Origin of the sequence: Pseudomonas sp. NY15354 (assembly GCF_048068075.1) — a bacterium.
GTDB classification, from domain to species: Bacteria; Pseudomonadota; Gammaproteobacteria; order Pseudomonadales; family Pseudomonadaceae; genus Aquipseudomonas; species Aquipseudomonas guariconensis_C.
Genome location: NZ_JBLUPV010000002.1, coordinates 341,790 through 364,452, shown reverse-complemented (window position 1 = coordinate 364,452; position 22,663 = coordinate 341,790). Strand labels below are relative to the sequence as shown.

Below are 22,663 nucleotides of genomic sequence, written 5' to 3'. Positions count from 1 at the left end.
AAGCGCTGATCGCGGAAAGCTTGAATTGCTCTGTGTACTTGCCCATGAATCCCCCAAGGGTTGGATTGGTGTCCAACTTCTTGGGGGCAGTCCAACCTGTGGGAGCGGGTTTACCCGCGAAGAAGTCGCCACGGAGCTAGGAATGGCTCAGCTCGGCATGCGCATCATCGGCCAGCAGCTGCTGGTCGGTCTGCTTGAGCAACTGGCTGGTCACCACGCCCGCGGTCATCGAGCCGTTCACGTTCAATGCGGTGCGGCCCATGTCGATCAGCGGCTCCACTGAAATCAGCAACGCCACCAGTTCCACCGGCAGGCCCATGGCCGGCAGCACGATCAGCGCGGCGAAGGTCGCGCCGCCGCCCACGCCCGCTACGCCTGCCGAGCTGAGTGTGACGATGGCCACCAGGGTGGCGATCCACAGTGGGTCGAAGGTATCGATGCCCACCGCTGGGGCCACCATCACCGCCAGCATGGCCGGGTACAAGCCGGCGCAACCGTTCTGGCCGATGGTGGTGCCGAACGAGGCGCTGAAACTGGCGATGGACTGCGGCACGCCCAAGCGGCGGGTCTGCGCCTCGATGTTCAGGGGGATGCTCGCTGCGCTCGAGCGGCTGGTGAAGGCAAAGGTCAGCACGGGCCAGACCTTGCGCAGGAAGCGCAGCGGGTTGACGCCGGTCGCCGCCAGGATCACGCCGTGCACCACGAACATCAGCCCAAGACCGAGGTACGACACCGCCACGAAGCTACCCAGCTTGAGGATGTCCTCGAGGTTGGAGCTGGCCACCACCTTGGCCATCAGCGCCAGCACGCCATAGGGGGTGAGCTTCATCACCAGGCGCACCAGGCGCATCACCCAGGCTTGCAGGGTATCGATGGCGGCCAGGGCACGATTACCCTTCTCGGCATCCTCTTTGATCAGCTGCAATGCGGCCAGGCCCAGGAACACCGCGAAGATCACCACGCTGATGATCGAGGTCGGTTTGGCCCGCGCCAGGTCACCCACCGGGTTGGTGGGGATGAACGACAGCAGCAGTTGCGGGATGTTGAGGTCGGCGACCTTGCCCGCATAGTCGCTGTGGATGGTTTGTAGGCGCGCGGTCTCCTGGGCGCCGGCCACCAGCCCGTCGGCGCTCAGGCCAAACAGGTTGGTCAGGGTGATGCCGATCAGCGCAGCGATGGCGGTGGTCAGCAGCAGGGTGCCGATGCTCAGCACGCTGATCCGGCCCAGGGACGAGGCATTGTGCAGGCGGGCCACGGCGCTGAGGATCGACGCGAAGATCAGCGGCATGACGATCATCTGCAGCAGGCCCACATAACCATTGCCGACCAGGTCGAGCCAGGCGATCGTCGCCTTGAGCACCGGGTGGCCCGCGCCATAGAGCGTATGCAAGACCAGGCCGAACAACACGCCCAGAACCAGACCCAGCAGGACCTTCCTGGCCAGGCTCCAGTCGGTACGGCGGGTTTGCGAAAGGCCCAGCAGCAAGACCAGGAAGGTCAGCAGATTGAGTGACAGCGGCAGGTTCATTGAAGCTCCAAGGGGTAAAGCGAAGAGGCACTGCCTCTGAGTGAACGATTGCGAACGCAAATGCTAACAGGCTAAAAACAAACGAATTTATATCCAAATCGAATGTGCTTAGTCGTTTCTGGAATATAAAAGTGTCGTTTACAGGATGATCCATGGCGCACCGAGCGGTGTGGACGTCGCTGTCGTGCCCCTGTGATGGCCGTTGTTTGTCTAGCGTTGCAGGTCCACTGTTCAGGAGAACTTGCAATGAAGTCTGCTCCGAAAGTACTCGCGGCGGGCCTGGCCCTGCTGCTGAGCGTCGAGACCTGGGCCACAGAGCTCAAGCACTGGCCCGCAGAGGCCGCCAAGCAGTTGGACAGCATGATCGCCGCCAATGCCAACAAAGGTAATTACGCGGTCTTCGACATGGACAACACCAGTTATCGCTTCGACCTGGAAGAGTCCCTGCTGCCGTTCATGGAAAACAAAGGGCTGATCACCCGTGACAAGCTCGACCCGTCCCTGAAGCTGATCCCGTTCAAGGACACCGCCGATCACAAGGAGAGCCTGTTCAGTTACTACTACCGCCTCTGTGAAATCGACGACATGGTCTGCTACCCCTGGGTCGCCCAAGTGTTCTCGGGCTTCACCCTCAAGGAGCTGAAGGTGCAGGTCGACGCGCTGATGGCCTCTGGCAAGCCGATTCCGACCACCTATTACGAGGGTGACCAGATCAAGCAGATGGAGGTGCAGCCGCCGAAGGTCTTCACCGGGCAGACCGAGCTGTACAACAAGCTGATGGAAAACGGCATCGACGTGTACGTGATTTCCGCGGCTTCTGAAGATCTGGTGCGGATGGTCGCGTCCGATCCCAAATACGGCTACAACGTCAAACCGCAGAACGTGATCGGCGTCAGCCTGTTGCTCAAGAACCGCGCCACCGGGCAGTTGACGACGCCGCGTAAGCAGATCAGCGAGGGCAACTACGACGCCAAGGCCAACCAGGATCTGGAACTGACGCCCTACCTGTGGACCCCGGCCACGTGGATGGCGGGCAAGCAGGCCGCCATCCTCACCTACATCGATGAATGGAAAAAACCTGTGCTGGTCGGTGGCGATACCCCCACCAGCGATGGCTATATGCAGTTCCACAGCGTCGATGTGAGCAAAGGCGGCATCCACCTGTGGATCAACCGCAAGGCCAAGTACATGGACCAGATGAACGGGATGATCGCCAAGAATGCTGCGGCCCAGGCCAAGGAAGGGCTGCCGGTGACGGCGGACAAGAATTGGGTGATCGTGACGCCGGAGCAGATCCAGTAAGGCTGCGTATTGGGGCTGCCTTGCAGCCCTTTCGCGGCCCTAATGACGCAAGCCAAAAAAAACCGGCGCACGAGGCGCCGGTTTTTTTCATGCCTGCAAAAGGCCTTACAGCCCTTCGAGCATCGCCTTGTTGCGCACAGCACCCTTGTCGGCGCTGGTGGCCAGCAGGGCGTAGGCCTTCAGGGCGGTGGTCACCTTGCGTGGGCGGGCTTCGGCAGGCTTCCAGCCTTTCTTGTCCTGCTCGATACGACGGTGTGCCAGCTCCTCGTCGCTGACCAACAGGTTGATCGTGCGGTTAGGGATGTCGATGAGGATCTTGTCGCCGTCGCGCACCAGGCCGATGGCGCCGCCCGCGGCGGCTTCCGGCGAGGCGTGGCCGATCGACAGGCCCGAGGTGCCGCCGGAGAAGCGACCGTCGGTGAGCAGGGCGCAGGCTTTGCCCAGGCCCTTGGATTTCAGGTACGAGGTCGGGTAGAGCATCTCTTGCATGCCCGGGCCGCCTTTGGGGCCTTCGTAGCGGATGATCACCACATCGCCGGCCTTCACTTCGTCGGCCAGAATGCCGCGCACGGCGCTGTCCTGGCTTTCGAAGATCTTCGCGTTGCCTTCGAACACCAGGATCGAATCATCGACACCGGCGGTCTTCACCACGCAGCCGTCCAGAGCGATGTTGCCGTACAGCACGGCCAGGCCGCCTTCCTGGGAGTAGGCGTGCTCGACGCTGCGAATGCAGCCTTCGGCGCGGTCGGCGTCCAGGGTGTCCCAACGGGTCGACTGGCTGAAGGCGGTCTGGGTCGGGATGCCGGCAGGGCCTGCCTTGAAGAAGGTGTGCACCGCTTCGTCATCGGTCTGGGTGATGTCCCACTTGGCGATGGCTTCTTCCATGCTGCGGCTGTGCACGGTCGGCAGGTCGGTGTGCAGCAAGCCGCCACGGGCCAGCTCGCCGAGGATGCTGATGATGCCGCCGGCGCGGTGCACGTCTTCCATGTGGTACTTCTGAATGTTCGGCGCCACCTTGCACAGCTGCGGGACTTTACGCGACAGGCGATCGATGTCACGCAGGTCGAAGTCCACTTCCGCTTCCTGGGCCGCAGCCAGCAGGTGCAGGATGGTGTTGGTCGAACCGCCCATGGCGATGTCCAGGGTCATGGCGTTTTCGAACGCCTTGAAGTTGGCGATGCTGCGTGGCAGGACGGACTCGTCGTTCTCGCCGTAGTAGCGTTTGCACAGCTCGACGATGGTGCGACCCGCGGTCAGGAACAGTTGCTCGCGGTCGGCGTGGGTCGCCAGGGTGGAGCCGTTGCCCGGCAGGGCGAGGCCCAGGGCTTCGGTCAGGCAGTTCATCGAGTTGGCGGTGAACATGCCGGAGCAGGAACCGCAGGTCGGGCAGGCGCTGCGCTCGTACTCGGCGACTTTCTCGTCACTGGCGGTGGAGTCGGCGGCGATGACCATCGCGTCGACCAGGTCCAGGCCGTGGCTGGCCAGCTTGGTCTTGCCGGCTTCCATCGGGCCGCCGGAGACGAAGATCACCGGGATGTTCAGGCGCAGGGCGGCCATCAGCATGCCGGGGGTGATCTTGTCGCAGTTGGAGATGCACACGATGGCGTCGGCGCAGTGGGCGTTGACCATGTATTCCACGGCGTCGGCGATGATCTCGCGACTCGGCAGGGAATAGAGCATGCCGTCGTGGCCCATGGCGATGCCGTCGTCGACCGCGATGGTGTTGAATTCCTTGGCCACGCCACCGGCGCGTTCGATCTCGCGGGCGACCAGTTGGCCCAGGTCCTTCAGGTGCACGTGGCCCGGGACGAACTGGGTGAACGAGTTGGCGATGGCGATGATCGGTTTCTTGAAGTCTTCGTCCTTCATCCCGGTGGCGCGCCACAGGGCGCGGGCGCCGGCCATGTTGCGGCCCTGGGTGGAAGTCTTGGAACGATAATCAGGCATGAAGCACTCCTGGCGGCTTAATCAGGTCACAAAATGGGGAGTGAGCTTGTCTTTCCTTTGCGCCGAAGGCCGGTTGCCGCTGGCACGGATGAGGCCGAAAGCATCACGGGATCGCCGTGTGCCCGACCAGAGCTCATAAACCCGCCGGGGATGTCTGGCGATGAATAGGCCGATTCTACACCGCTGGCGCGGCGAGGGAATGGGGATGTGGATGGTTGGCGGAGGGCGTAGGCCAGAAGGGGCTGCCGTGCAGCCCTTTGGCGACGCAAGGCCGCTCCTGCATAGGAGCGCGTAACGTTGTAGCAGCCTTGCGTCGTGATGGGCCGCGACGCGGCCCCAGGGATATCAGCTGTTGGGCAGCAGACGGCAGGTGATGCTCTTGATGTAGCGGGTTTCGGGGATCGCCGGGTGCACCGGGTGGTCCGGGCCCTGGCCGCCGCGCTCGAGCAGTTGCAGGTTGCGGTCCAGGTGGCGGGCGCTGGTCAGCAGAATGTTGTGCAGGTCGTCCTCGGGCAGGTGCATCGAGCACGAGGCGCTGACCAGAATGCCGTCCTTGGTGAGCATGCGCATGGCCTGTTCGTTGAGGCGACGGTAGGCGGCCTCGCCGTTTTTCAGGTCCTTCTTGCGTTTGATGAAGGCGGGTGGGTCGGCGATGATCACGTCGAAGCGCTCTTCGGCGGCCTTGAGCTCGCGCAGGGCCTCGAACACGTCGCCTTCGATGCAGGTCAGCTTTTCGCTGATGCCGTTGAGCGCCGCGTTGCGCTCGACGCCGTCGAGGGCAAAGCCGGAGGCGTCGACGCAGAACACTTCGCTGGCGCCGAACGCACCGGCCTGCACGCCCCAGCCACCGATGTAGCTGAACAGGTCCAGCACACGCTTGCCCTTGACGTAGGGGGCCAGGCGCGCGCGGTTCATGCGGTGGTCGTAGAACCAGCCGGTCTTCTGGCCATCGCGCACCGGCGCTTCGAACTTCACGCCGTTCTCCTGCAGCGGTACCCAGTCCGGGACTTCGCCGTAGACGGTTTCGACATAGCGCTCCAGGCCTTCGGCGTCGCGGGCGGCGGAGTCGTTCTTGAACAGGATGCCGCTGGGCTTGAGTACCTGCACCAGCGCGGCGATCACATCATCCTTGTGCGCTTCCATGGTGGCCGAGGCCAACTGGACGACCAGCATGTCGTAGAAGCGGTCGACCACCAGGCCTGGCAGCAGGTCGGAATCGCCATAGACCAGGCGGTAGCAGGGCTGGTCGAACAGGCGCTCACGCAGGGACAGGGCGACATTGAGGCGATGAACCAGCAGCGACTTGTCCAGCGGCAGCTTGACGTCACGCGACAGCAGACGGGCGCAGATCAGGTTGTTCGGGCTCATGGCCACCACGCCCAGGGGCTTGCCGTTGGCGGCTTCGAGGATGGCCTGCTGGCCGGCCTTCAGGCCCTGCAGCGGCGTCGCGGCAACATCGACTTCATTGCTGTAGACCCACAGGTGGCCGGCACGCAGGCGGCGGTCGGCATTGGCTTTAAGGCGAAGGCTGGGCAGGGACATGACGTCGCTCCGGGAAAAAAGAGCGGGATTATAGCGTGTTGGCCCTACGCTGAGCGTTGCCCCGTCGGTTTTCCGCTGTCTGGGCGGGCGCTTTCGCGGGTAAACCCGCTCCCACAACGCTCGCGTCTCAGGCCAAGGCCTTGACCAGCTGTTCACTGAATGCCGGGATGTCATCGGGCTTGCGGCTGGTGATCAGGTTGCCATCCACCACCACTTCTTCGTCGACCCAGTCGCCGCCGGCGTTGCGAATGTCGTCTTGCAGGGTCTTGTAGCTGGTCAGCCGGCGCCCTTTGGCCAGGCCACAGGACACCAGCAGCCAGGCGCCATGGCAGATGACGGCGAGCGGCCTGCGGGCCGAATCGTGGCTTTTCACCAGCTTCTGGGCGGCCGGAATGAGCCGGATGGTATCGGAGTTCTGCACGCCGCCCGGCAGCACCAGGGCGTCGTACAGGTCGAGGCTGGCGCCTTCGAAGGTGGCGTCCACGGCGAATTCATCGGCGGGTTTGTCGTGGTTCCAGCCACGCACCGTGCCTTCCTTGTCACTCAGGATGTCGACCACCGCGCCGTTGCGTTCCAGCGCCTCGCGCGGGCCGGTCAGTTCCACCTGCTCGAAACCGTCGGTGACCAGAAAGGCCACGCGTTTGCCGTTCAGTGTTGCACTCATGGGAGGTTCTCCTTTGACGGTGGGTCTTGAGAAAGGAGGCCGGCGGCGTGGGATGAAAGTTCCTGCGCAATGCGCCAGTGGTGGGTGCCCTGTCGGACGGACGGGGGTAGAATTCGCCGTCCTTAACGTATGTGTGCACCATGTCCCAGGAACTCAGCCCCGAACAGATCCAGCATGTCCTGCAAGGGATCAGCATTGCGCCGCAGCCGCAGATCATGGTCGATCTGCAGTTCGAGCAATACATGCCCGACCCGGACCTGGACACCATCTGCAAGCTGATCGCCCAGGACCCGGGGCTCTCGGGTGCCTTGCTCAAGCTGGTGAATTCACCGCACTTCGGGCTGACCGACAAGGTCGGTTCGATCCAGCGCGCCGTGGCGCTGCTGGGCAGCGGTTCGATCATCAACCTGATCAACGCCCTGTCGATCAAGGGCGAGATGAGCGATGAAACCATCGTCACCCTCAATCGCTTCTGGGACACCGCCCAGGACGTGGCCATGACCTGTCTGACCCTGGCCCGGCACGCCGACATCCCGGCCGTGGACGAGGCCTATACCCTGGGGCTGTTCCACGATTGCGGCGTGCCCTTGATGCTCAAGCGTTTCCCCGACTACATGAGCGTGCTGGAGACTGCCTATGCCCAGGCCAGCGAAGCCACGCGGGTGGTGGACACCGAAAACCGCATGTTCAACACCAACCACTCGGTGGTGGGCTATTACACCGCCAAATCCTGGCGTCTGCCGGAGCACATCACCGCGGCCATCGCCAATCATCACAACGCCCTGGCGGTGTTTCGCGACGACGCTTCGCGCGATACTCAACTGAAGAACCTGCTGGCGGTGTTGAAGATGGCCGAGCACATCTGCGCCTCCTACCGAGTGCTGGGCAACCAGGCCGAGGACCATGAGTGGCAGGTGGTCGGCCCCTTGGTACTCGATTACATCGGCCTGTCGGAGTACGACTTCGAACACCTCAAGCAAACCATTCGCGAACTGGGCGGACACTGAAAAGCCATGCCGGAACTACCCGAAGTCGAGACTACCCGGCGCGGTATCGCGCCTTACCTGGAAGGCCAGCGGGTCAGCCGCGTGGTGGTGCGTGACCGGCGCCTGCGCTGGCCGATCCCGGAGGATCTGGACGTGCGCCTGTCGGGGCAGCGCATCGTCACCGTCCAGCGGCGCGCCAAGTACCTGTTGATCAATGCCGAGGTCGGCACCTTGATCAGTCACCTGGGCATGTCGGGCAACCTGCGCTTGGTAGAGCAGGGATTGCCGGTGGCCAAGCACGAGCATGTGGATATCGAACTGGAGTCGGGGCTGGCCCTGCGCTACACAGACCCGCGTCGTTTCGGCGCGATGCTGTGGAGCCTGGACCCGCTCAATCATGAACTGCTGGTGCGCCTGGGGCCGGAACCGCTGACCGACCTGTTCGATGGCGAGCGATTGTTCCAGCTGTCCCGTGGGCGGAGCATGGCGATCAAGCCGTTCATCATGGACAACGCCGTGGTGGTGGGGGTGGGCAACATCTACGCTACCGAGGCGCTGTTCGCGGCGGGCATCGACCCGCGGCGCGAGGCCGGCGGCGTCTCCCGGGCGCGTTATGTGAGGCTTGCGATCGAGATCAAGCGGGTGCTGGCGGCGGCCATCGAGCAGGGCGGCACCACGCTGCGCGACTTCATCGGGGGTGATGGGCAGCCGGGGTATTTCCAGCAGGAGTTGTTCGTGTATGGGCGCGGGGAGCAGCCGTGCAAGGTCTGCGGCACGACGCTCAGGGAAGTGAAGCTGGGGCAGCGGGCCAGCGTGTACTGCCCGCGCTGCCAGCGCTGATCCTGCAGGGGCCGCCTTGCGGCCCTTCGCGGGTGAACCCGCTCCCAGCTGTCTTGCGCAGGGCCTCAAGCGCTTTGCTGTACCTGTGGGTGCGAGCGTCAGGCCTTGCCGGTGATCCGCTTGTACTTTTCCATCAGCTCGTCGTGGGTCTCCGGGTGGGCTTCATCCAGGGGGATGCAGTCGACCGGGCAGACCTGCTGGCACTGCGGCTCGTCGTAGTGACCTACGCACTGGGTGCACAGGTTCGGGTCGATCACGTAGATCTCTTCGCCTTGGGAGATGGCGGCGTTCGGGCACTCGGGTTCGCAGACGTCGCAGTTGATGCAATCGTCGGTGATGATCAGGGACATGGGGGCTCCGGCCGGGGCTCTTGGCCCGGGCATGTATCAAACCAGTGGGCACAATTGTGCCGCATTCACGCCCGCAGTGCACGCGGGCGCGATGATCAGGCAGTGGGTGTCACTTCTTGAAGCGTTGGGTCAGCGCCTCGGCCACCACCGGGTGGACGAATTTGCTGATGTCGCCACCCAGGGCGGCGATTTCCCGGACCAAGGTCGAGGAAATGAACGAGTAACGCTCCGACGGCGTCAAGAACAGGCTCTCGACGTCCGGCGCCAGTTGCCGGTTCATGTTGGCCAGCTGGAACTCGTACTCGAAGTCCGAGACCGCGCGCAGGCCACGCAGGAAGACATTGGCGCCCTGTTCCTTGGCGAAATGCGCCAACAGGCTCGAGAAACCGATGACTTCGACATTGGGCAGGTGCTTGGTGACCTCACGGGCCAGCTCCACGCGTTGTTCCAAGGGGAACAGCGGGTTTTTCTTCGGGCTGGCGGCAACTGCGATGATCACGTGATCGAACAGACGCGAAGCGCGCTCGACCAGATCGCCGTGGCCTTTGGTAATGGGGTCGAAAGTACCCGGGTACAACACTCGGTTCATCGCGTCATCCTGGCTGGAGTGCGTTGGGGAGTCGGATGGTAGCGCAGCGACTGCTGCCCGGCCAAGTCGCACGGCCGAATGAAGGCACTATAGACAGCCGGGCCGTGCGTTGTCATGCGCCCTGAGCCAGGCGGGTGGCCAGGGCATCGCTGAGCCGGGCGGCGAGGGCGTAGACCGATAGCTGCGGGTTGGCGCCGATGCTGGTGGGGAACAACGAGCCGTCGTGGATCGACAGGTTCTCCAGTTGATGATGCCGCCCCAGGCTGTCGCACACGGCCTGGCGTGGATCTTCGCCCAGGGCGCAGCCGCCCATCACGTGGGCACTGCCAAGACGTGTGCGGAAAGGCTCCAGGCGCAGGCCATCGATCAAGGCCTGGGCCTGGGACAGGTCGGTGGCGTAGCGGGCATCGCTGTGCACCGGCATCACCTGGGTGGCGCCGGCGGCGAACTGGATGCGCGCCATGCTCAGGTAGGCCCGGCGCAAGCCATCGCGCAGGTAGTCGGTGATGGGGTAGTCGAGCACCGGCGAGCCGTCGCCGCGCAGCTCCACCTGGCCGCCTTGGCTTTCGGGGTGGAAACCATCGCGCAGCAACGCCAGCATCATATGGGTATGCGGCAGCCCGGCCATGCGCCGGGCGCTTTCCTGGCCATGGGCGCCCAGCAGTGTGCTCGCCAGCGCCGGGTGCAGCGGCGGTACTTCAAGCTTGTAGCCGATCGGCCCGTCGATGCCGTCCCGCCATTGGAACTGGTCGCTGTAGATCGACTGAGGCGCGCCATAGAACGGGTCGATACGCTCGTCGAACAGCGCCGCGCTGAAATTGACCAGGTGCAGGAAGGTGCGCTTGCCCAGCCGTCGGTGTGGGTCTGGCGCCTCTGAGCGCAGCAGCAGGGCTGGGCTGTTGATGCCGCCGCCGGCCAGCACGTAGTGCCGCGCGCGGACTCGCACCTGGCGCCCGGTCGGCTCCACGCCTTCGCGGTCAAGGGCCTGGCACAGCAACTGGGTGATTCGCTTGCCGTCATGCTCGAAGCGCTGCGCGCGGGCGAGGTAGAGCAGCTCGCCGCCGTTGTCGAGGGTGGCTGGGATGCTGGTCACCAGCATCGATTGCTTCGCGTTGACCGGGCAGCCCATCCCGCAATAGCCCAGGTTCCAGCAGCCCCGCACATTGCGTGGGATCACCGCCCACCGGTAGCCGAGGGCCTCGCAGCCCCGGCGCAGCACATCGTTGTTGGCATTCGGCGGCACAGCCCACGGGCTGATGCCCAGGCGTTGTTCGATGCGTTCAAACCAGGGGTGTAGATCGTCGCTGGCCAGCCCCTTGACGCCATGTTCCCGGCCCCAATGCGCGAGGGTCTGCTCTGGGGTGCGGAAGCTGGAGGTCCAGTTGACCAAGGTGGTGCCGCCCACCGCGCGGCCCTGGAGGATAGTGATGGCGCCGTCCTTGCTCATGCGCCCGAGCCCCTCTTGGTACAACTGAGCGTAGGCTTCCTGCTCCTGCAGGAGGAAGTCGCTGCTGGTCTTGAGGGGGCCTTCCTCGATCAACAGCACCTTGAAGCCTGCGGCGCTGAGCAGCTCCGCGCTGGTGGCGCCGCCAGCGCCACTGCCGATTACGGCGATGTCGGCCTCCAGCGTCAGGTCCTGGTCCAGACGCGAGCCATCGTGGGTGATCCAGCCTCGGGCGAGGCCTTGGCGAAACGGGTCGGCGACAGGCATGGGCAAGCGTCTCGGTCAGATCTTCGGAGGGCCGGGATAGCCGCAGGCGGCCCAGGCTTCGGGGCGTTCGTACCAGGCCATCAGCAGCAGTTGCACCAGCGAGGCGTGGCCCATGCGCAGCATGTCCAGCGAACTGTCGCGCCAGCGTCGCAGGAAGGTGTTTACCTGGGCGCTGCTGGCGCTTTCCCAACTGCCCCAGATGCCGGTCAACGGCCCACGGGTCAGCGGCAGACTGAGCACGTCGAACAGTTGACGGGTGAGCTTGAGCATGGGCGGCGAGAGCGCCGCCAGCTTGTGATCCAGGCTGTGCAGCACCAGCGCTTCGGACGCCTGGGTGCCGGCGAGCACCACTGGAATCACCGCCGTGAGCATCGGCAAGTCGTCTTCACGCAGCACCGAAAAGCCTGCCGCGCCGGTTTGTGGCGCGCAGCCGACCAGGCTGGCGGTGCTCAGGAAAACGCTGGCGCCCAGGCTGAACCGAAGCAGGTCTCGGCGGTGCATGGCATCACCTCGCTCAACGGATGAACAGCTTGAACACCAGGCGCTGCAAGGCTTTGCCATAAGGCGGGTAGATCAGCCGGGCGGTGTTGAGGCGCTGCTTGGCCAGCACGGCCTTGGCCTTGCTGAAGGTCAGGAATCCCTCATGGCCATGGTAGTGGCCCATGCCGGACGGGCCCACGCCACCGAAGGGCAGGTCGTCCTGGGCCACGTGCAGCAACGTGTCGTTCAGGCATACGCCGCCAGAATGGGTATTGCGCAATACATGGGCCTGCTCGGCGCGGTCATAGCCGAAGTAGTACAGCGCCAGCGGCCTTGGGCGCTGGTTGATGTAGGACAGGGCTTGGTCGAGGCTGTCATAGGGCACCAGGGGCAGCAAAGGGCCGAAGATCTCGTCCTGCATCACCTGCATGTCGTCGTTCACTGCCATCAGCAGGTGCGGTGGCAGGCGACGGCCCTGGCGGGGCTCGTCGGCATACAAGTCCACGACTCGGGCGCCTTTGTCGCGGGCATCGGCGAGCAGATGCTCCAGGCGCTGCAGTTGCCGTGGGTTGATGATGGCGCTGTAGTCGGGGTTGTCGGCGATGCTTGGGTACAGGCGGCGCATGGCGCGTTGGTAGGCTTCGGCGAAACCGTCCAGGCGCTCGCGAGGTACCAGCACATAGTCGGGCGCGACGCAGGTCTGGCCGGCGTTGAGGCCTTTGCCGAAGGCGATGCGTTCGGCGGCGGTTTCCAGGGGCACGTTGGCGGAGACGATGGCCGGCGATTTGCCGCCCAGCTCCAGTGTCACGGGGGTGAGATTCTGTGCGGCAGCCAGCATGACATGACGCCCTACGCCCGTGGCGCCGGTGAACAGCAGGTGATCGAACGGCAGACGGGAGAAGGCCTGGCCGACTTCGACCTCGCCGAGCACGACACTCACGAGATCGGCTGGGAACACCCGCTCCAGCAGCGCCTTGAGGGCCAGCCCGCTGGCCGGCGTGGACTCGCTGAGCTTGAGCATCACCCGGTTGCCGGCGGCCAGGGCGCCGGTCAGCGGGCCGATCGCCAGGAACAGCGGGTAGTTCCACGGCACGATGATCCCCACCACCCCCAATGGCTGATAGAGCACCTGGGCGCTGGCGGGCTGGAAGGCCAGGCCTGCCGTGCGGCGCGAAGGTTTCATCCAGCGGTGCAGGTGGCGCTCGGCATGGCGCAGGCCTTGGATCGACGGCATCAGCTCGGCCAGCAGGGTCTCGTCAGCACTGCGGCCGTCAAAATCCCGGTCGATCGCCTCGATCAGCTGTTGCTGGTCTTGCAGCAGCGCTTCGCGCAGGCTCTTGAGCCATTGTCGACGCTGGGCGGGCGGCGGCATGGGGTTGCCTGCGAAAGCCTGGCGCTGGGCGTCGAACGTCGCTGCCAGGTCGAGGTCGGAATGCACAGGAGACTGTGTGATCTGCGAGGTCATGGCTGCTCCGCTGGGGTGCTTGATGGCTAGAGCATATACTCTAATCCGTTGCCTGGAACATTCAATATAGTGCGCCATTTGGAATATCTATCGGCAGTGTGGGCTCCGCCCTTTGCAGGCGGCACACCTGCCCATCCCGCGCTGCCTGTCCAGCGCAGCCCAAACCATCCGTGCATCGCCTGGTCGATACACCGTAAGATGAACCATCAACGAACCTGGAGCTGAGCATGGCCCCGCGCATGAAGACCCGCGAGCGCATCGTGCAAAACAGCCTGGAGCTGTTCAACCAACAGGGCGAACGTAGCGTCAGCACCAATCACATCGCCGCGCATATGGAAATTTCGCCCGGCAACCTCTACTACCACTTCCCCAACAAGCAGGCGATCATCGCCGTGCTCTTCAGCCAGTACGAAGAGCTGGTGGACAGCTTCCTGCGCCCGCCCCAGGGGCGCGTCGCCACCGTCGAGGACAAACGCTTCTACCTCAAGGCCTTGCTCGCGGCGATGTGGAACTACCGATTTCTGCACCGGGACCTTGAGCACCTGCTCGACAGCGACCCGGAACTGGCTGCCCGTTACCGCCGTTTTTCCCAGCGCTGCCTGCAGCAGGCCCAGGCGATCTACCGGGGCTTCGTCGATGCTGGCATTCTTGCGATGGATGCCGCGCAGATCGAGTCGTTGACCATCAATGCCTGGATCGTGCTGACATCCTGGGTACGTTTTCTCAGTACTACACGTGAACATTCCGCGCATCTGGGTGAAGAAGCTTTCAAGCGTGGCGTCTACCAGGTGCTGGTGCTCGAACTGGGCTTCGTCACCGCCAGTGCGCGTGCTGCCGTGGATGCCCTCTGCGAGGAATTCCACGTTCCCTTCAACCAGGCCCTGGAGCAATGACCCCGGGCTTTCGTGCTATCGATCAGGAGATTGTCATGCCTCTCGCGCAATTGATCACCCCAACGCAGCTGGCCGAGCGCCTGGGCGCGCCCGGGTTGGTGATCCTCGACTGTCGCTTTGCCCTGGAGGATGTGGATTACGGTCAGCGCAGCTACGCCTTGGGGCATATCGCCGGCGCGCACTTCGCTGATCTGGAGCGGGACCTGAGCGGGCCAGTGGTCAAGGGCGTGACAGGCCGTCACCCGCTGCCGGAGCCGCACCGGCTGATCGAACGCCTGCGTGAGTGGGGCGTGGACAACGACAGTGAGGTGGTGCTGTACGACGACGGTCCGGGTGCCTTTGCCGCCCGCGCTTGGTGGCTGCTGGCTTGGCTGGGCAAGCGTGAGGGCGTGTCGATTCTCGACGGTGGTCTGAAGGCCTGGCACGCCGCGCACCAACCGCTGAGCCTGGACCCGCCTGCCAAGCGAGAGGGCACGTTCACCGGCGCGCCGGACATGAAGCTGCTGATCGACGCCGAGCACCTGGCCAAGCGTCTGGACAACCCCGAACTGACCCTGATCGATGCCCGTGGCTTGCCGCGTTTTCGTGGCGAGGTCGAGCCGATCGATCCCGTGGCCGGGCACATTCCCGGTGCCCAATGCGCGGCCTTCACCGACAACCTGGGGCCGGACGGGCACTTTTTGCCGGCCGAGCAGCTCAAGCAGCGTTTTGCCCAGAAGCTGGCCGGGCGTGCGCCAGAGCAACTGGTGGCCTACTGTGGGTCGGGTGTGACTGCCTGCCACAACCTGTTCGCCCTGGCGTTGGCAGGGTATCCACTGGGAAGGCTGTATGCCGGGTCCTGGAGCGAGTGGATCAACGATCCTGGCCACGGCGTGGCGACCGGTGATTGATATCACCTGACGTCAGCGAGGGCGCGATGCCGTTCGCGATCAGACCCCCTGCACCAGCCACTGCGGAATCCTGCGCTCCAGGTAATAGCCTGGATTGCGCAGGCTCCCTTCCACGAAGCCCACATGCCCGCCTCGACTGTGCAATTCCAGGTGCGTGTCGGGCGCCAACTCACTCGCGGTCGGCAGGCTGTGGTCGAAGACGAAGGGGTCGTCGCTGGACTGGATGATCAGCGTCGGGGTGCGGTTCTCACCCAGGTAATAGCGGCTCGACGAGCGCCGGTAGTAGTCGGAGGCATCGCTGAAGCCGTTCAGGGGCGCGGTAACCTTGCCGTCGAAGTCCCAGAAGGTGCGCAGGTTGCGCAATGACCCCAGTCTTTCCAACTCGGCCAGCCGCTCTACGTGGCCGTTGTCGCGAAAGTGCCGCTGCTTTCGTTGCACATAGGCCAGCAACTCGCGCATGAAATGCGCCTGGTAGACCTTCGAGAAGCCAATCCCGATACGGTCGGCGCTTTGGTCCAGACGAAACGGCACCGATACCGCCACCGCCGCTTGCAACTGGCTGGCCGAGCCGCTTTCCCCCAGATACTTGAGCAACACATTGCCGCCCAGCGAATACCCCACTGCGTAGAGCGGCGCCAAAGGCCGCTGGGCGCGCAGATGGCGGATGGTCTCGGCCAGGTCCTCGCTGGCGCCGGAGTGGTAGCTGCGCGTCAGCAGGTTGGGCTCGCCCGAGCAGCCTCGCCAGTTCACCGCGACACTGGCCCAGCTATGGGCCTGCAGGGCCTGCTGCAAGCCTTTGACATAGGGGGAATGGGACGAGCCGGTCAGGCCGTGCAGCACCAGCACCACCGGCGCGGTGACTTGGTTGGGGCCAAGCCAGTCGAGGTCGAGAAAGTCGCCGTCGGCCAGCCACAACCGCTCGCGGACTCGATGCAGCTCAGGCGTTTTGCGCCAGAGCGGCCCCCACAATGTCTGCAGATGGGGATTGGAGAGACCGATGGCGGGAGCGAACTGCGCTGTAGGACTTGGCATGCTGGACAACTCGTCATGTACTCGCCTAGCTTGCCATGAAGCGCCTCTTCAGGGGTTGCCCTCTACGCCTATGGTCGGTGGCTCGGGCAACGGTTGCTGATCGACGGCAGGGCCAAGGGTGGCGAAAAAGGCCTTTTTTATATCGAGCCAGCCCCGAGCGGCTTGTCGAATGTCCTCGGGTGTCAAGGCTGCGAGCTTTTCCAGGTACGTCGCCAGATGGTTCGCTGGCAGCCCCTGTTGGCTAAATGCTGCCAAGCCCTTGGCCAGCGCCTCGTTGTCGGCCATGCCATGCATCAGCTTGCCCGCCAGCTGGTTCAGGGCCAGGTCGCATTCGGCCTGGGTGGGCCCATGGGCGATGAAGCATTCAAGCACGTTCGACACCAGGGCCCTGGAGGCCTTCTGGTGTTCAGGTGCGATATCCCAGCTCACCTGCCACAGGCATCCCGCATCCATCGGTTTCAATACAGCATAGATGCTGTAAGTCAGCGCGCGACGTGTGCGCAGCTCGGCGGTCAGCCGTGATTCGAAGCCGGCCCCCAGGATTTCATTGGCCATCAGCAAGGCCGGATAACCCGGCTGCGCAGGCCAGACATGCAGCGGTAGCGTCAGCAGCACCTGAGTGCTGGCGCTTGGGCGCTCAAGATCGAGGGTGCCAGCGATGGGCGCTGGCAGCGTGGGCGGTGGCACGGCGGCCCACTGTTGCGGCAATGCCTGTACAAGATCGTTCACCAGTGCCTCGGCATCTTTACCGGACAGGTCGCCAACCAAGCCGATGTCGAGATTGTTGGCCGAGTAGGCTTGCCGATGAAAGGCGCGCAGTTCGTCGGGTGCCAGGGCGCCCAGGCCGTCGAGCGTTCCGGCCAGTGGCGTGGCATAAGGGTGACCTGCGAGCAGTTGCCCCATCGTGGCATCGAACAACTGCGCATAGGGCGGCTGGAGGCTACTGTGCTGGACACCGACCAGGCGTGCGCTGATCTTCGCGACATCCTCAGGGCGAAAGGCGGGGCGGGCGACCATCTCGGTGACCAATCGCAGCGCGCTGGTCCGTAGAGCCGGCATGTTCAGGCTACGCAGCGTGATGATGGCGCAGTCCTGGGTCACTTGCCGGCTCATGATCGCGCCAAGCCCTTCCAGTTGCTCGGTGAACTGGGCCGCATCGAGCTGGGCTGTGCCCTGGTCGAGCGCGTAGAGGGTCAAGGCCGCCAGGCCCGGCGTATCACCATCCAGGGCGCTGCCAGCCCTGAATTGCAGCACCAGGTCGAACATCGGTCGTTCATGGGAGGCCAGAAAACGGACGCGGGCGCCTTCTTTTGTGCGCCAATGCTGTATGTCGTGCTTCACCAGCGGGGTCGGTTCGAGGTCAAGGGCCTGCGCCGAAGCGAGGTTGGCCAGGGTCAGGGCGAGGGTGTCGGGTGCAAGGGGGTTGCAGGCGCCGGAGGTTGCCGAGGTGGAATGGGCGTCGGTCATGCTGGCACTCCTTGCTGCAGGTAGGTTGTCGTCAGCCGTTCCCGGCTCAGGTATTCGCTGGCGACGCGTTGCAGGGTGCTGCTGGCAAGGTCGCGGATGATGCCGGGCTCCTCAGCGAGCAGTGCCGGGTCCAGGCCCGCAGCGGCCGCATGGCCAATGAGCGTCGCCTGGTGAGCGAGGTCATCGCGCTCGTACAGACGGGTGGCAAGCAGGCGCAGCTTTGCGCCTTCGAGCACGGCGTGCGGTAGTGCAGCGCTTCGAAGCGTGTCGATCAGTTGCCATACCTGGGTAGCCGCCTGCTGGGCAGTGGCCCTCTGGGGGACCGTGCTGGCCGAGAGGGTCAGCAGCGTGTCACCCCGCACGTGGTGGTCATAGGTGAGTTGAGTGCGTGTGAGGATGCGCTTGTCGCGGACCAGGTGGTTGTACAGCCTGGCGCTGTAACCGACACCCAGAATTTGCCAGAGCAGGCGCAGGGCCAGGGCGGTTTCCCGAGAAGGGGCAGTAGCCTGACTGGGCACGTTGAACGACATGAACAGGCCATCCACCAGCGTGGGTTGAACCAGCGTCTGGCTGCGTTCTGCAAGCACGGTGCTATGCCGAGGAGCGGACTTGTCACGAAGCGGGGCGGGTGGCAGGGCCGCAAAGTAAGTGTCTACCTGCTGACGCAGGGCTTGCGGATTGATCGCACCTGCGACCACCAGGGTCGCGTTGTTCGGTTGATACCAGGTTCGGTACCACGTGCGTACCGATGCCAGGCTCATCTCCTGGAGGTCGACCGGATAGCCGAAGCTGGGCACCCCATAGGCGTTGTCCTCATGGGCGAGCTTTCGGTGCTGTTCAAATGCCAACTGGATCGGCGAATTGTCTACCCTGAGGCGGCGTTCGTCCGCAACGGCTTTGACTTCCTGCGCGAATGCTGCCGGTTCCAGGTTCGCGCCCTGCATGGCATCGGCCATGATCTCCAGGGCGATGGGCAGCCGTGTGGCTGGCAAGCTCATCTCGAACGAGGTGGCGTCATCATGGGTGGTGGCATTGGCCACACCGCCCAGGCGGGCGATCAGTCGGGAATACTGCCCGGCAGGGAGCTTGCGGCTGCCTTGGAATATCAGGTGCTCGAGCAGGTGGGACAGGTTCGAGTGCCCTGGCGGCTCATGGCTCGAACCGACGTGGTACCACAGTTGGACGGCGGCCAAAGGGGTGCTGTGGTCTTCATGCAGGTAGACCGAGAGGCCGTTATCCAGCCTGAAATGATGCAAAGGGGCAGGTTTGGCCGATACCAGTGCGTCGAGACTGGTTGAACCTGTGTGGGCCTGACGGCGTGGAGGCGGGGACGAAATCATCGCTGAAGTGCTCCTCAAGGGCGATAAGCCGGAGCAGCTTCAGCGAAAGGGCGGGCCCGCCTGCGTTACATAATTAGGCAGGCCGCCGGTTCAGCCCCGTTGCCAGAGCGCGTAATGCACCTGCCCGGTTTTCTTCTCCCGGTGCAGGCGCCAGTTGCCGGGCATCTGCAAGGTGGAAGGCGCGGCTTCGCTCTCGGTGTAGACCCAGGCGCTTTCGCTCAGCCACTGGCGCTCTTCCAGTAAGTTGCAGGTGTTGGCCAAAAGGTCCTGGTGGAAGGGCGGGTCGAGGAACACAACGTCGAACTGCTGCTTGGCCGGGCCCTGCAGGTAGCGCAGGGCATCGGTCTGCAGGATCTGGCCGCGTGGGCAGCGCAGCACTTCCAGGTTGTCCTTGAGGTTGGCGATGGCGGCCGGGTTGCTGTCCAGGGCGACGGCGTCCTTGGCGCCCCGCGACAGGGCCTCGAGTACCAGAGCGCCGCTGCCGGTGAAGGCATCCAGCACCAGGGCGCCTTCGATATAGGGCGCCAACCAGTTGAACAAAGTTTCGCGCACCCGGTCCGGTGTCGGCCGCAGGCCTTCGCCTTCCGGGACCGCCAGGCGGCGGCTGCGCCACTCGCCAGCGATGATGCGCAGGTGTCCTGGGCCCTTGCTCGGGGCCTGGCCTGGACGGGCAGGGGTCGATGGCTTGGCCATTAGTGCTCCGGTACGCCGAGCGGTTGCTCGGCGGGTTTGTCAGTGGGCGGTGGCAGTGGTTTCTGCGCCACGGTCGGGCCGACGGTGACGATCACCAGCTTGTCCGCTGCCAGGTGCTTGTTCATGGCGGCCTTGACCTGCTCGACGGTCAGGTCCTGGGACTGCTGCATGAAGTCCTCGAGCCAGGTCAGTGGCAGGTTGTAGAAACCGATGGCGCCCAGTTGGCCGACGATGCTCGAGTTGCTGGCGTTCGACAGCGGGAAGCTGCCGGCCAGCTCGCGCTTGGCATCGTCCAGTTCTTGCTGGGTGGGGCCGCTCTTGAGGTAGTCGGCAAGGATGTCCTGGACCAGCTTGAGGGTGCCTTCGCTCAACTCGGCACGGGTCTGCAGGTTGATCATGAACGGTCCGCGTACCTGCATGGGGCTGAAGACCGAATACACCCCATAGGTCAGGCCGCGCTTCTCGCGTACTTCGCTCATCAGGCGGGTGCCGAAAGCGCCGCCGCCGAGGATCTGGTTACCCAAGGACAACGCCGGCCAGTCCGTGTCCTGGCGGTCGATGCCAAGCTCCGCCAGCATCAGGTGGGTCTGCTTGGACTGGAAATCGACATGGGTCAGGCCAGGCTTGGGTTCGGCTGGCTGGGCGGGCTTGGCCAGCGCCGGGCCCTTGGGCAGCGCGCTGGAGACCTGAGCCGCGATGGCTTCGGCTTCGGCTCGGCTCAGATCGCCGACCAGGGCGATCACGGCATTGCCGGCGGCATAGGCCTTGGCGTGGAAGGTGCGCAGCTGCGCTTGGGTAATGCCAGGGACGCTTTCGGCGCTGCCGTCGCTGGGGTGGGCGTACGGGTGGTTGCCGTAGAGCTGGTTGAACAGCATCTTGCCGGCGATCTTGCCTGGGTTCTGCTTCTCGTACTCGAAACCAGCCAGCAGCTGGTTCTTGATGCGCTTGAGAGCGTCTTCCGGGAACGTCGGCTTGCCCACCACTTCGGCGAACAGCTTCAGGGCCGGTTCACGTTTGTCGGGCGTGCTCAGGCTGCGCAGGGTGGCGACCGCCATGTCGCGGTAGGAGCCGTTGCCGAAATCCGCGCCCAGGCCTTCGAAGCCCTGGGCGATGGCGGTCACGTCCTTGCCGGACACACCTTCGTTGAGCATGGCATTGGTCAGGGTCGCCAGGCCCGGCACATCGCCGTCCTGGCTGCTGCCCGCGGCGAAGGTCACGCGCAGGTCGAACATCGGCAGTTCACGCGCTTCGACGAACAGCACCCGCGCGCCTTCGGCGGTGTTCCAGCTCTGGATGTTCAGCTGGCGTCGGCTGGGCGCCTTGCCGTCCAGTTCGGCCAGCGACTGCAGGGTGTTGGCCGGGCGCGCGGCTGTGTCCTTCGCCGTTGCGGTGTTGTCCGACTGGGCCGGGTGGGCCAGCACGAGGGCCAGGGCCACGACCAGGGTGATGATCCCGAGGCCGAACAAGGTGTAGCGGGGGGCGCTGCGATCACTCATGAGCGGACTCCTCGGGCAGTACATGGGCAACGCTCAGGCGTTCGCGGGTGAAATAGGTGCGTGCGGCGTCCTGGATGTCCTGCGGGGTCACGCGCTTGAGTTCGTCCAGTTCGCTGTCGATCAGCTTCCAGGACAGGCCCACGGTTTCCAGCTGGCCGATGGTGGTGGCCTGGCTGCTGATGGAGTCGCGGTCGTAGACCAGCCCGGCGATCACCTGGGCGCGCACGCGCTCGAGCTCTTCGGCGGTGGGTGGGGTGGTCTTGAGCTCATCGAGCAACTGCCAGATGCCTTTCTCGACGTCTGCCAGGGTTTTTTGCTTCTGCACGTTTGGCGTGGCCGAGATCATGAACAGGCTGTCGCCCCGGGTGAAGGCGTTGTAGCCCGACGAGGCACCGGCCACCAGCTCCTGGCCACGCTCCAGGCGCGACGGCATGCGCGCGCTGTAGCCGCCGTCGAGCAGCGCCGAGATCAGTCGCAGGGCATTGACCGCGCGCGCGTCCTTGGCGGTAGCCAGGCTTGGCACGTTGAAGCCGTAGATCAGGCTCGGCAATTGGGTGCGTACATGCAGGGTCAGCTGGCGCAGGCCGGGTTTGGCCAGTTCCAAGGGCAGCTTGGCCGGGGGAACGGCGCGCTTGGGAATGGCGCCGAAATACTTCTGCGCCAGGGCCTTGACCTCTTCGGCGGTGACGTCGCCGACGACCACCAGGGTGGCGTTGTTCGGTGCGTACCAAGACTCGTACCAGTGGCGCAGTTCCTCGACCTTCATGCGTTCGAGGTCGGCCATCCAGCCGATGGTCGGTGTGTGATAGCCACTGGCCGGATAGGCCATCGCGCGAAACAGCTCGTAGGCCTTGGCATTGGGCTGGTCGTCCGTGCGCAGGCGGCGTTCTTCCTTGATAACTTCGATTTCGCGGCTGAACTCATCGGCCGGCAGGCGCAGGCTGGCCAGGCGGTCGGCTTCGAGCTCCAGGGCCACCGGCAGGCGGTCGCGGGCCAGGACCTGGTAATAGGCGGTGTAGTCGTCGCTGGTGAAGGCGTTTTCCTCGGCGCCCAGGTCGCGCAGGATGCGCGAAGCTTCGCCCGGACCAATCTTGGCACTGCCCTTGAACATCATGTGCTCGAGGGCGTGGGACAGGCCGGTCTGGCCTGGCGTCTCGTAGCTGGAGCCGACCTTGTACCAGATCTGCGAGACCACCACCGGTGCGCGATGGTCTTCGCGCACGACCACTTTCAGGCCGTTGTCGAGGATGAACTCGTGGGTGGGTTGCGGATCGGCGGCAAGGGCTGCGAACGGCAGGCAGAGCGTGCTGAGCAACAGGCCAGCGGCGCGGCGGGCTAGAGCATTCATACGTTGGATAACCTGTACGGCGGCCCGCAGGGTTTAGCGTCGGCGGGCCAGGAGGTGCTAGGATACTGATCCGGTTGCCTGGCGACCATGCCTGTCGCCG

Annotated in this window: 20 protein-coding genes; 5 read left to right on the top strand and 15 right to left on the bottom strand. The window is 64.4% G+C overall.

What is annotated here, in order from left to right:
* Nucleotides 1-136: 136 nt before the first annotated feature.
* A complete protein-coding gene (locus ACNFCH_RS03550) occupies nucleotides 137-1,528 on the bottom strand; it encodes an L-cystine transporter (RefSeq protein WP_337156895.1) in 1,392 nt (463 codons plus the stop codon).
* Nucleotides 1,529-1,774: 246 nt separating this feature from the next.
* Here ACNFCH_RS03550 and ACNFCH_RS03545 point away from each other — a divergent pair, with 246 nt between their 5' ends.
* The gene (locus ACNFCH_RS03545; protein ID WP_337156894.1) at nucleotides 1,775-2,830 is read left to right on the top strand and encodes a haloacid dehalogenase-like hydrolase; all 1,056 of its coding nucleotides are present in this window, start codon (nucleotides 1,775-1,777) and stop codon (nucleotides 2,828-2,830) included.
* A 105-nt stretch (nucleotides 2,831-2,935) separates the two neighbouring features.
* On the opposite strand, the gene ilvD is transcribed toward ACNFCH_RS03545, so the two are convergent.
* From ilvD to ACNFCH_RS03530, 3 genes are all read right to left on the bottom strand, one after another.
* Nucleotides 2,936-4,777, bottom strand: coding sequence for a dihydroxy-acid dehydratase (gene ilvD / locus ACNFCH_RS03540; protein WP_196162380.1), 1,842 nt, complete (start codon nucleotides 4,775-4,777; stop codon nucleotides 2,936-2,938).
* Nucleotides 4,778-5,122: 345 nt separating this feature from the next.
* Nucleotides 5,123-6,319, bottom strand: coding sequence for a class I SAM-dependent rRNA methyltransferase (locus tag ACNFCH_RS03535; RefSeq protein WP_337156893.1), 1,197 nt, complete (start codon nucleotides 6,317-6,319; stop codon nucleotides 5,123-5,125).
* Nucleotides 6,320-6,446: 127 nt separating this feature from the next.
* Complete coding sequence (locus tag ACNFCH_RS03530) at nucleotides 6,447-6,983, bottom strand: type 1 glutamine amidotransferase domain-containing protein (RefSeq protein ID WP_337156892.1); 537 nt, start codon at nucleotides 6,981-6,983, stop codon at nucleotides 6,447-6,449.
* A 194-nt stretch (nucleotides 6,984-7,177) separates the two neighbouring features.
* On the opposite strand from ACNFCH_RS03530, the gene ACNFCH_RS03525 reads away from it, so the two are divergent.
* Both ACNFCH_RS03525 and mutM read left to right on the top strand, forming a co-directional pair.
* Nucleotides 7,178-7,990: an HDOD domain-containing protein gene (locus tag ACNFCH_RS03525; RefSeq protein ID WP_337156977.1), complete on the top strand. Its 813-nt coding sequence runs from the start codon at nucleotides 7,178-7,180 to the stop codon at nucleotides 7,988-7,990.
* Between the two features lie 6 nt (nucleotides 7,991-7,996).
* Nucleotides 7,997-8,809, top strand: a complete 813-nt coding sequence (mutM, locus tag ACNFCH_RS03520) for a bifunctional DNA-formamidopyrimidine glycosylase/DNA-(apurinic or apyrimidinic site) lyase (RefSeq protein WP_337156891.1) — start codon at nucleotides 7,997-7,999, stop codon at nucleotides 8,807-8,809.
* 98 nt (nucleotides 8,810-8,907) lie between these two features.
* Here the strand turns inward: mutM and ACNFCH_RS03515 are convergent, their stop codons facing one another.
* The 5 genes from ACNFCH_RS03515 to ACNFCH_RS03495 form a co-directional block, all read right to left on the bottom strand.
* Complete coding sequence (locus ACNFCH_RS03515) at nucleotides 8,908-9,159, bottom strand: YfhL family 4Fe-4S dicluster ferredoxin (protein WP_043208655.1); 252 nt, start codon at nucleotides 9,157-9,159, stop codon at nucleotides 8,908-8,910.
* A gap of 109 nt (nucleotides 9,160-9,268) precedes the next feature.
* Nucleotides 9,269-9,748 (bottom strand): pantetheine-phosphate adenylyltransferase, encoded by a 480-nt coding sequence (gene coaD, locus ACNFCH_RS03510; protein ID WP_070091991.1) that lies wholly within the window; start codon nucleotides 9,746-9,748, stop codon nucleotides 9,269-9,271.
* 112 nt (nucleotides 9,749-9,860) lie between these two features.
* On the bottom strand, nucleotides 9,861-11,459 hold the full coding sequence (locus tag ACNFCH_RS03505) for a GMC family oxidoreductase N-terminal domain-containing protein (protein ID WP_416742241.1): 1,599 nt from the start codon (nucleotides 11,457-11,459) through the stop codon (nucleotides 9,861-9,863).
* Nucleotides 11,460-11,474: 15 nt separating this feature from the next.
* Nucleotides 11,475-11,960 (bottom strand): twin-arginine translocation pathway signal protein, encoded by a 486-nt coding sequence (locus ACNFCH_RS03500; protein WP_416742240.1) that lies wholly within the window; start codon nucleotides 11,958-11,960, stop codon nucleotides 11,475-11,477.
* A gap of 13 nt (nucleotides 11,961-11,973) precedes the next feature.
* Nucleotides 11,974-13,404 carry a coniferyl aldehyde dehydrogenase gene (locus ACNFCH_RS03495; protein ID WP_337156888.1) on the bottom strand — a complete coding sequence of 477 codons (1,431 nt, stop codon included), beginning with the start codon at nucleotides 13,402-13,404 and terminating at the stop codon, nucleotides 11,974-11,976.
* Nucleotides 13,405-13,631: 227 nt separating this feature from the next.
* Between ACNFCH_RS03495 and ACNFCH_RS03490 the strand changes: the two genes are divergently transcribed.
* Nucleotides 13,632-14,297, top strand: coding sequence for a TetR/AcrR family transcriptional regulator (locus ACNFCH_RS03490; RefSeq protein WP_070091987.1), 666 nt, complete (start codon nucleotides 13,632-13,634; stop codon nucleotides 14,295-14,297).
* 35 nt (nucleotides 14,298-14,332) lie between these two features.
* Complete coding sequence (locus ACNFCH_RS03485; RefSeq protein ID WP_196162387.1) at nucleotides 14,333-15,187, top strand: sulfurtransferase; 855 nt, start codon at nucleotides 14,333-14,335, stop codon at nucleotides 15,185-15,187.
* A gap of 39 nt (nucleotides 15,188-15,226) precedes the next feature.
* Here ACNFCH_RS03485 and ACNFCH_RS03480 read toward each other — a convergent pair whose 3' ends face one another.
* The 6 genes from ACNFCH_RS03480 to ACNFCH_RS03455 all read right to left on the bottom strand — a co-directional run bounded on the left by ACNFCH_RS03480 (nucleotide 15,227) and on the right by ACNFCH_RS03455 (nucleotide 22,563).
* Nucleotides 15,227-16,219: a hydrolase gene (locus tag ACNFCH_RS03480; protein WP_337156887.1), complete on the bottom strand. Its 993-nt coding sequence runs from the start codon at nucleotides 16,217-16,219 to the stop codon at nucleotides 15,227-15,229.
* Nucleotides 16,220-16,267: 48 nt separating this feature from the next.
* Nucleotides 16,268-17,686, bottom strand: coding sequence for a M16 family metallopeptidase (locus ACNFCH_RS03475; protein WP_416742239.1), 1,419 nt, complete (start codon nucleotides 17,684-17,686; stop codon nucleotides 16,268-16,270).
* Nucleotides 17,683-19,026, bottom strand: a complete 1,344-nt coding sequence (locus tag ACNFCH_RS03470) for a M16 family metallopeptidase (protein WP_416742238.1) — start codon at nucleotides 19,024-19,026, stop codon at nucleotides 17,683-17,685. Before ACNFCH_RS03470 ends, ACNFCH_RS03475 begins: the two co-directional genes overlap by 4 nt.
* 90 nt (nucleotides 19,027-19,116) lie before the next feature.
* Nucleotides 19,117-19,719, bottom strand: coding sequence for a 16S rRNA (guanine(966)-N(2))-methyltransferase RsmD (rsmD, locus tag ACNFCH_RS03465; RefSeq protein WP_337156884.1), 603 nt, complete (start codon nucleotides 19,717-19,719; stop codon nucleotides 19,117-19,119).
* On the bottom strand, nucleotides 19,719-21,215 hold the full coding sequence (locus ACNFCH_RS03460; RefSeq protein WP_416742237.1) for a M16 family metallopeptidase: 1,497 nt from the start codon (nucleotides 21,213-21,215) through the stop codon (nucleotides 19,719-19,721). Before ACNFCH_RS03460 ends, rsmD begins: the two co-directional genes overlap by 1 nt.
* Nucleotides 21,208-22,563 carry a pitrilysin family protein gene (locus tag ACNFCH_RS03455; protein WP_337156882.1) on the bottom strand — a complete coding sequence of 452 codons (1,356 nt, stop codon included), beginning with the start codon at nucleotides 22,561-22,563 and terminating at the stop codon, nucleotides 21,208-21,210. Before ACNFCH_RS03455 ends, ACNFCH_RS03460 begins: the two co-directional genes overlap by 8 nt.
* Nucleotides 22,564-22,663: the final 100 nt, after the last annotated feature.

What these genes read in the sequence shown, in the direction of transcription:
- ACNFCH_RS03550 (WP_337156895.1), bottom strand. Translation starts at nt 1,528, where the DNA reads ATGAACCTGCCGCTGTCACTCAATCTGCTGACCTTCCTGGTCTTGCTG.
- ACNFCH_RS03545 (WP_337156894.1), top strand. Translation starts at nt 1,775, where the DNA reads ATGAAGTCTGCTCCGAAAGTACTCGCGGCGGGCCTGGCCCTGCTGCTG.
- ilvD (WP_196162380.1), bottom strand. Translation starts at nt 4,777, where the DNA reads ATGCCTGATTATCGTTCCAAGACTTCCACCCAGGGCCGCAACATGGCC.
- ACNFCH_RS03535 (WP_337156893.1), bottom strand. Translation starts at nt 6,319, where the DNA reads ATGTCCCTGCCCAGCCTTCGCCTTAAAGCCAATGCCGACCGCCGCCTG.
- ACNFCH_RS03530 (WP_337156892.1), bottom strand. Translation starts at nt 6,983, where the DNA reads ATGAGTGCAACACTGAACGGCAAACGCGTGGCCTTTCTGGTCACCGAC.
- mutM (WP_337156891.1), top strand. Translation starts at nt 7,997, where the DNA reads ATGCCGGAACTACCCGAAGTCGAGACTACCCGGCGCGGTATCGCGCCT.
- ACNFCH_RS03515 (WP_043208655.1), bottom strand. Translation starts at nt 9,159, where the DNA reads ATGTCCCTGATCATCACCGACGATTGCATCAACTGCGACGTCTGCGAA.
- coaD (WP_070091991.1), bottom strand. Translation starts at nt 9,748, where the DNA reads ATGAACCGAGTGTTGTACCCGGGTACTTTCGACCCCATTACCAAAGGC.
- ACNFCH_RS03505 (WP_416742241.1), bottom strand. Translation starts at nt 11,459, where the DNA reads ATGCCTGTCGCCGACCCGTTTCGCCAAGGCCTCGCCCGAGGCTGGATC.
- ACNFCH_RS03500 (WP_416742240.1), bottom strand. Translation starts at nt 11,960, where the DNA reads ATGCACCGCCGAGACCTGCTTCGGTTCAGCCTGGGCGCCAGCGTTTTC.
- ACNFCH_RS03495 (WP_337156888.1), bottom strand. Translation starts at nt 13,404, where the DNA reads ATGACCTCGCAGATCACACAGTCTCCTGTGCATTCCGACCTCGACCTG.
- ACNFCH_RS03490 (WP_070091987.1), top strand. Translation starts at nt 13,632, where the DNA reads ATGGCCCCGCGCATGAAGACCCGCGAGCGCATCGTGCAAAACAGCCTG.
- ACNFCH_RS03485 (WP_196162387.1), top strand. Translation starts at nt 14,333, where the DNA reads ATGCCTCTCGCGCAATTGATCACCCCAACGCAGCTGGCCGAGCGCCTG.
- ACNFCH_RS03480 (WP_337156887.1), bottom strand. Translation starts at nt 16,219, where the DNA reads ATGCCAAGTCCTACAGCGCAGTTCGCTCCCGCCATCGGTCTCTCCAAT.
- ACNFCH_RS03475 (WP_416742239.1), bottom strand. Translation starts at nt 17,686, where the DNA reads ATGACCGACGCCCATTCCACCTCGGCAACCTCCGGCGCCTGCAACCCC.
- ACNFCH_RS03470 (WP_416742238.1), bottom strand. Translation starts at nt 19,026, where the DNA reads ATGATTTCGTCCCCGCCTCCACGCCGTCAGGCCCACACAGGTTCAACC.
- rsmD (WP_337156884.1), bottom strand. Translation starts at nt 19,719, where the DNA reads ATGGCCAAGCCATCGACCCCTGCCCGTCCAGGCCAGGCCCCGAGCAAG.
- ACNFCH_RS03460 (WP_416742237.1), bottom strand. Translation starts at nt 21,215, where the DNA reads ATGAGTGATCGCAGCGCCCCCCGCTACACCTTGTTCGGCCTCGGGATC.
- ACNFCH_RS03455 (WP_337156882.1), bottom strand. Translation starts at nt 22,563, where the DNA reads ATGAATGCTCTAGCCCGCCGCGCCGCTGGCCTGTTGCTCAGCACGCTC.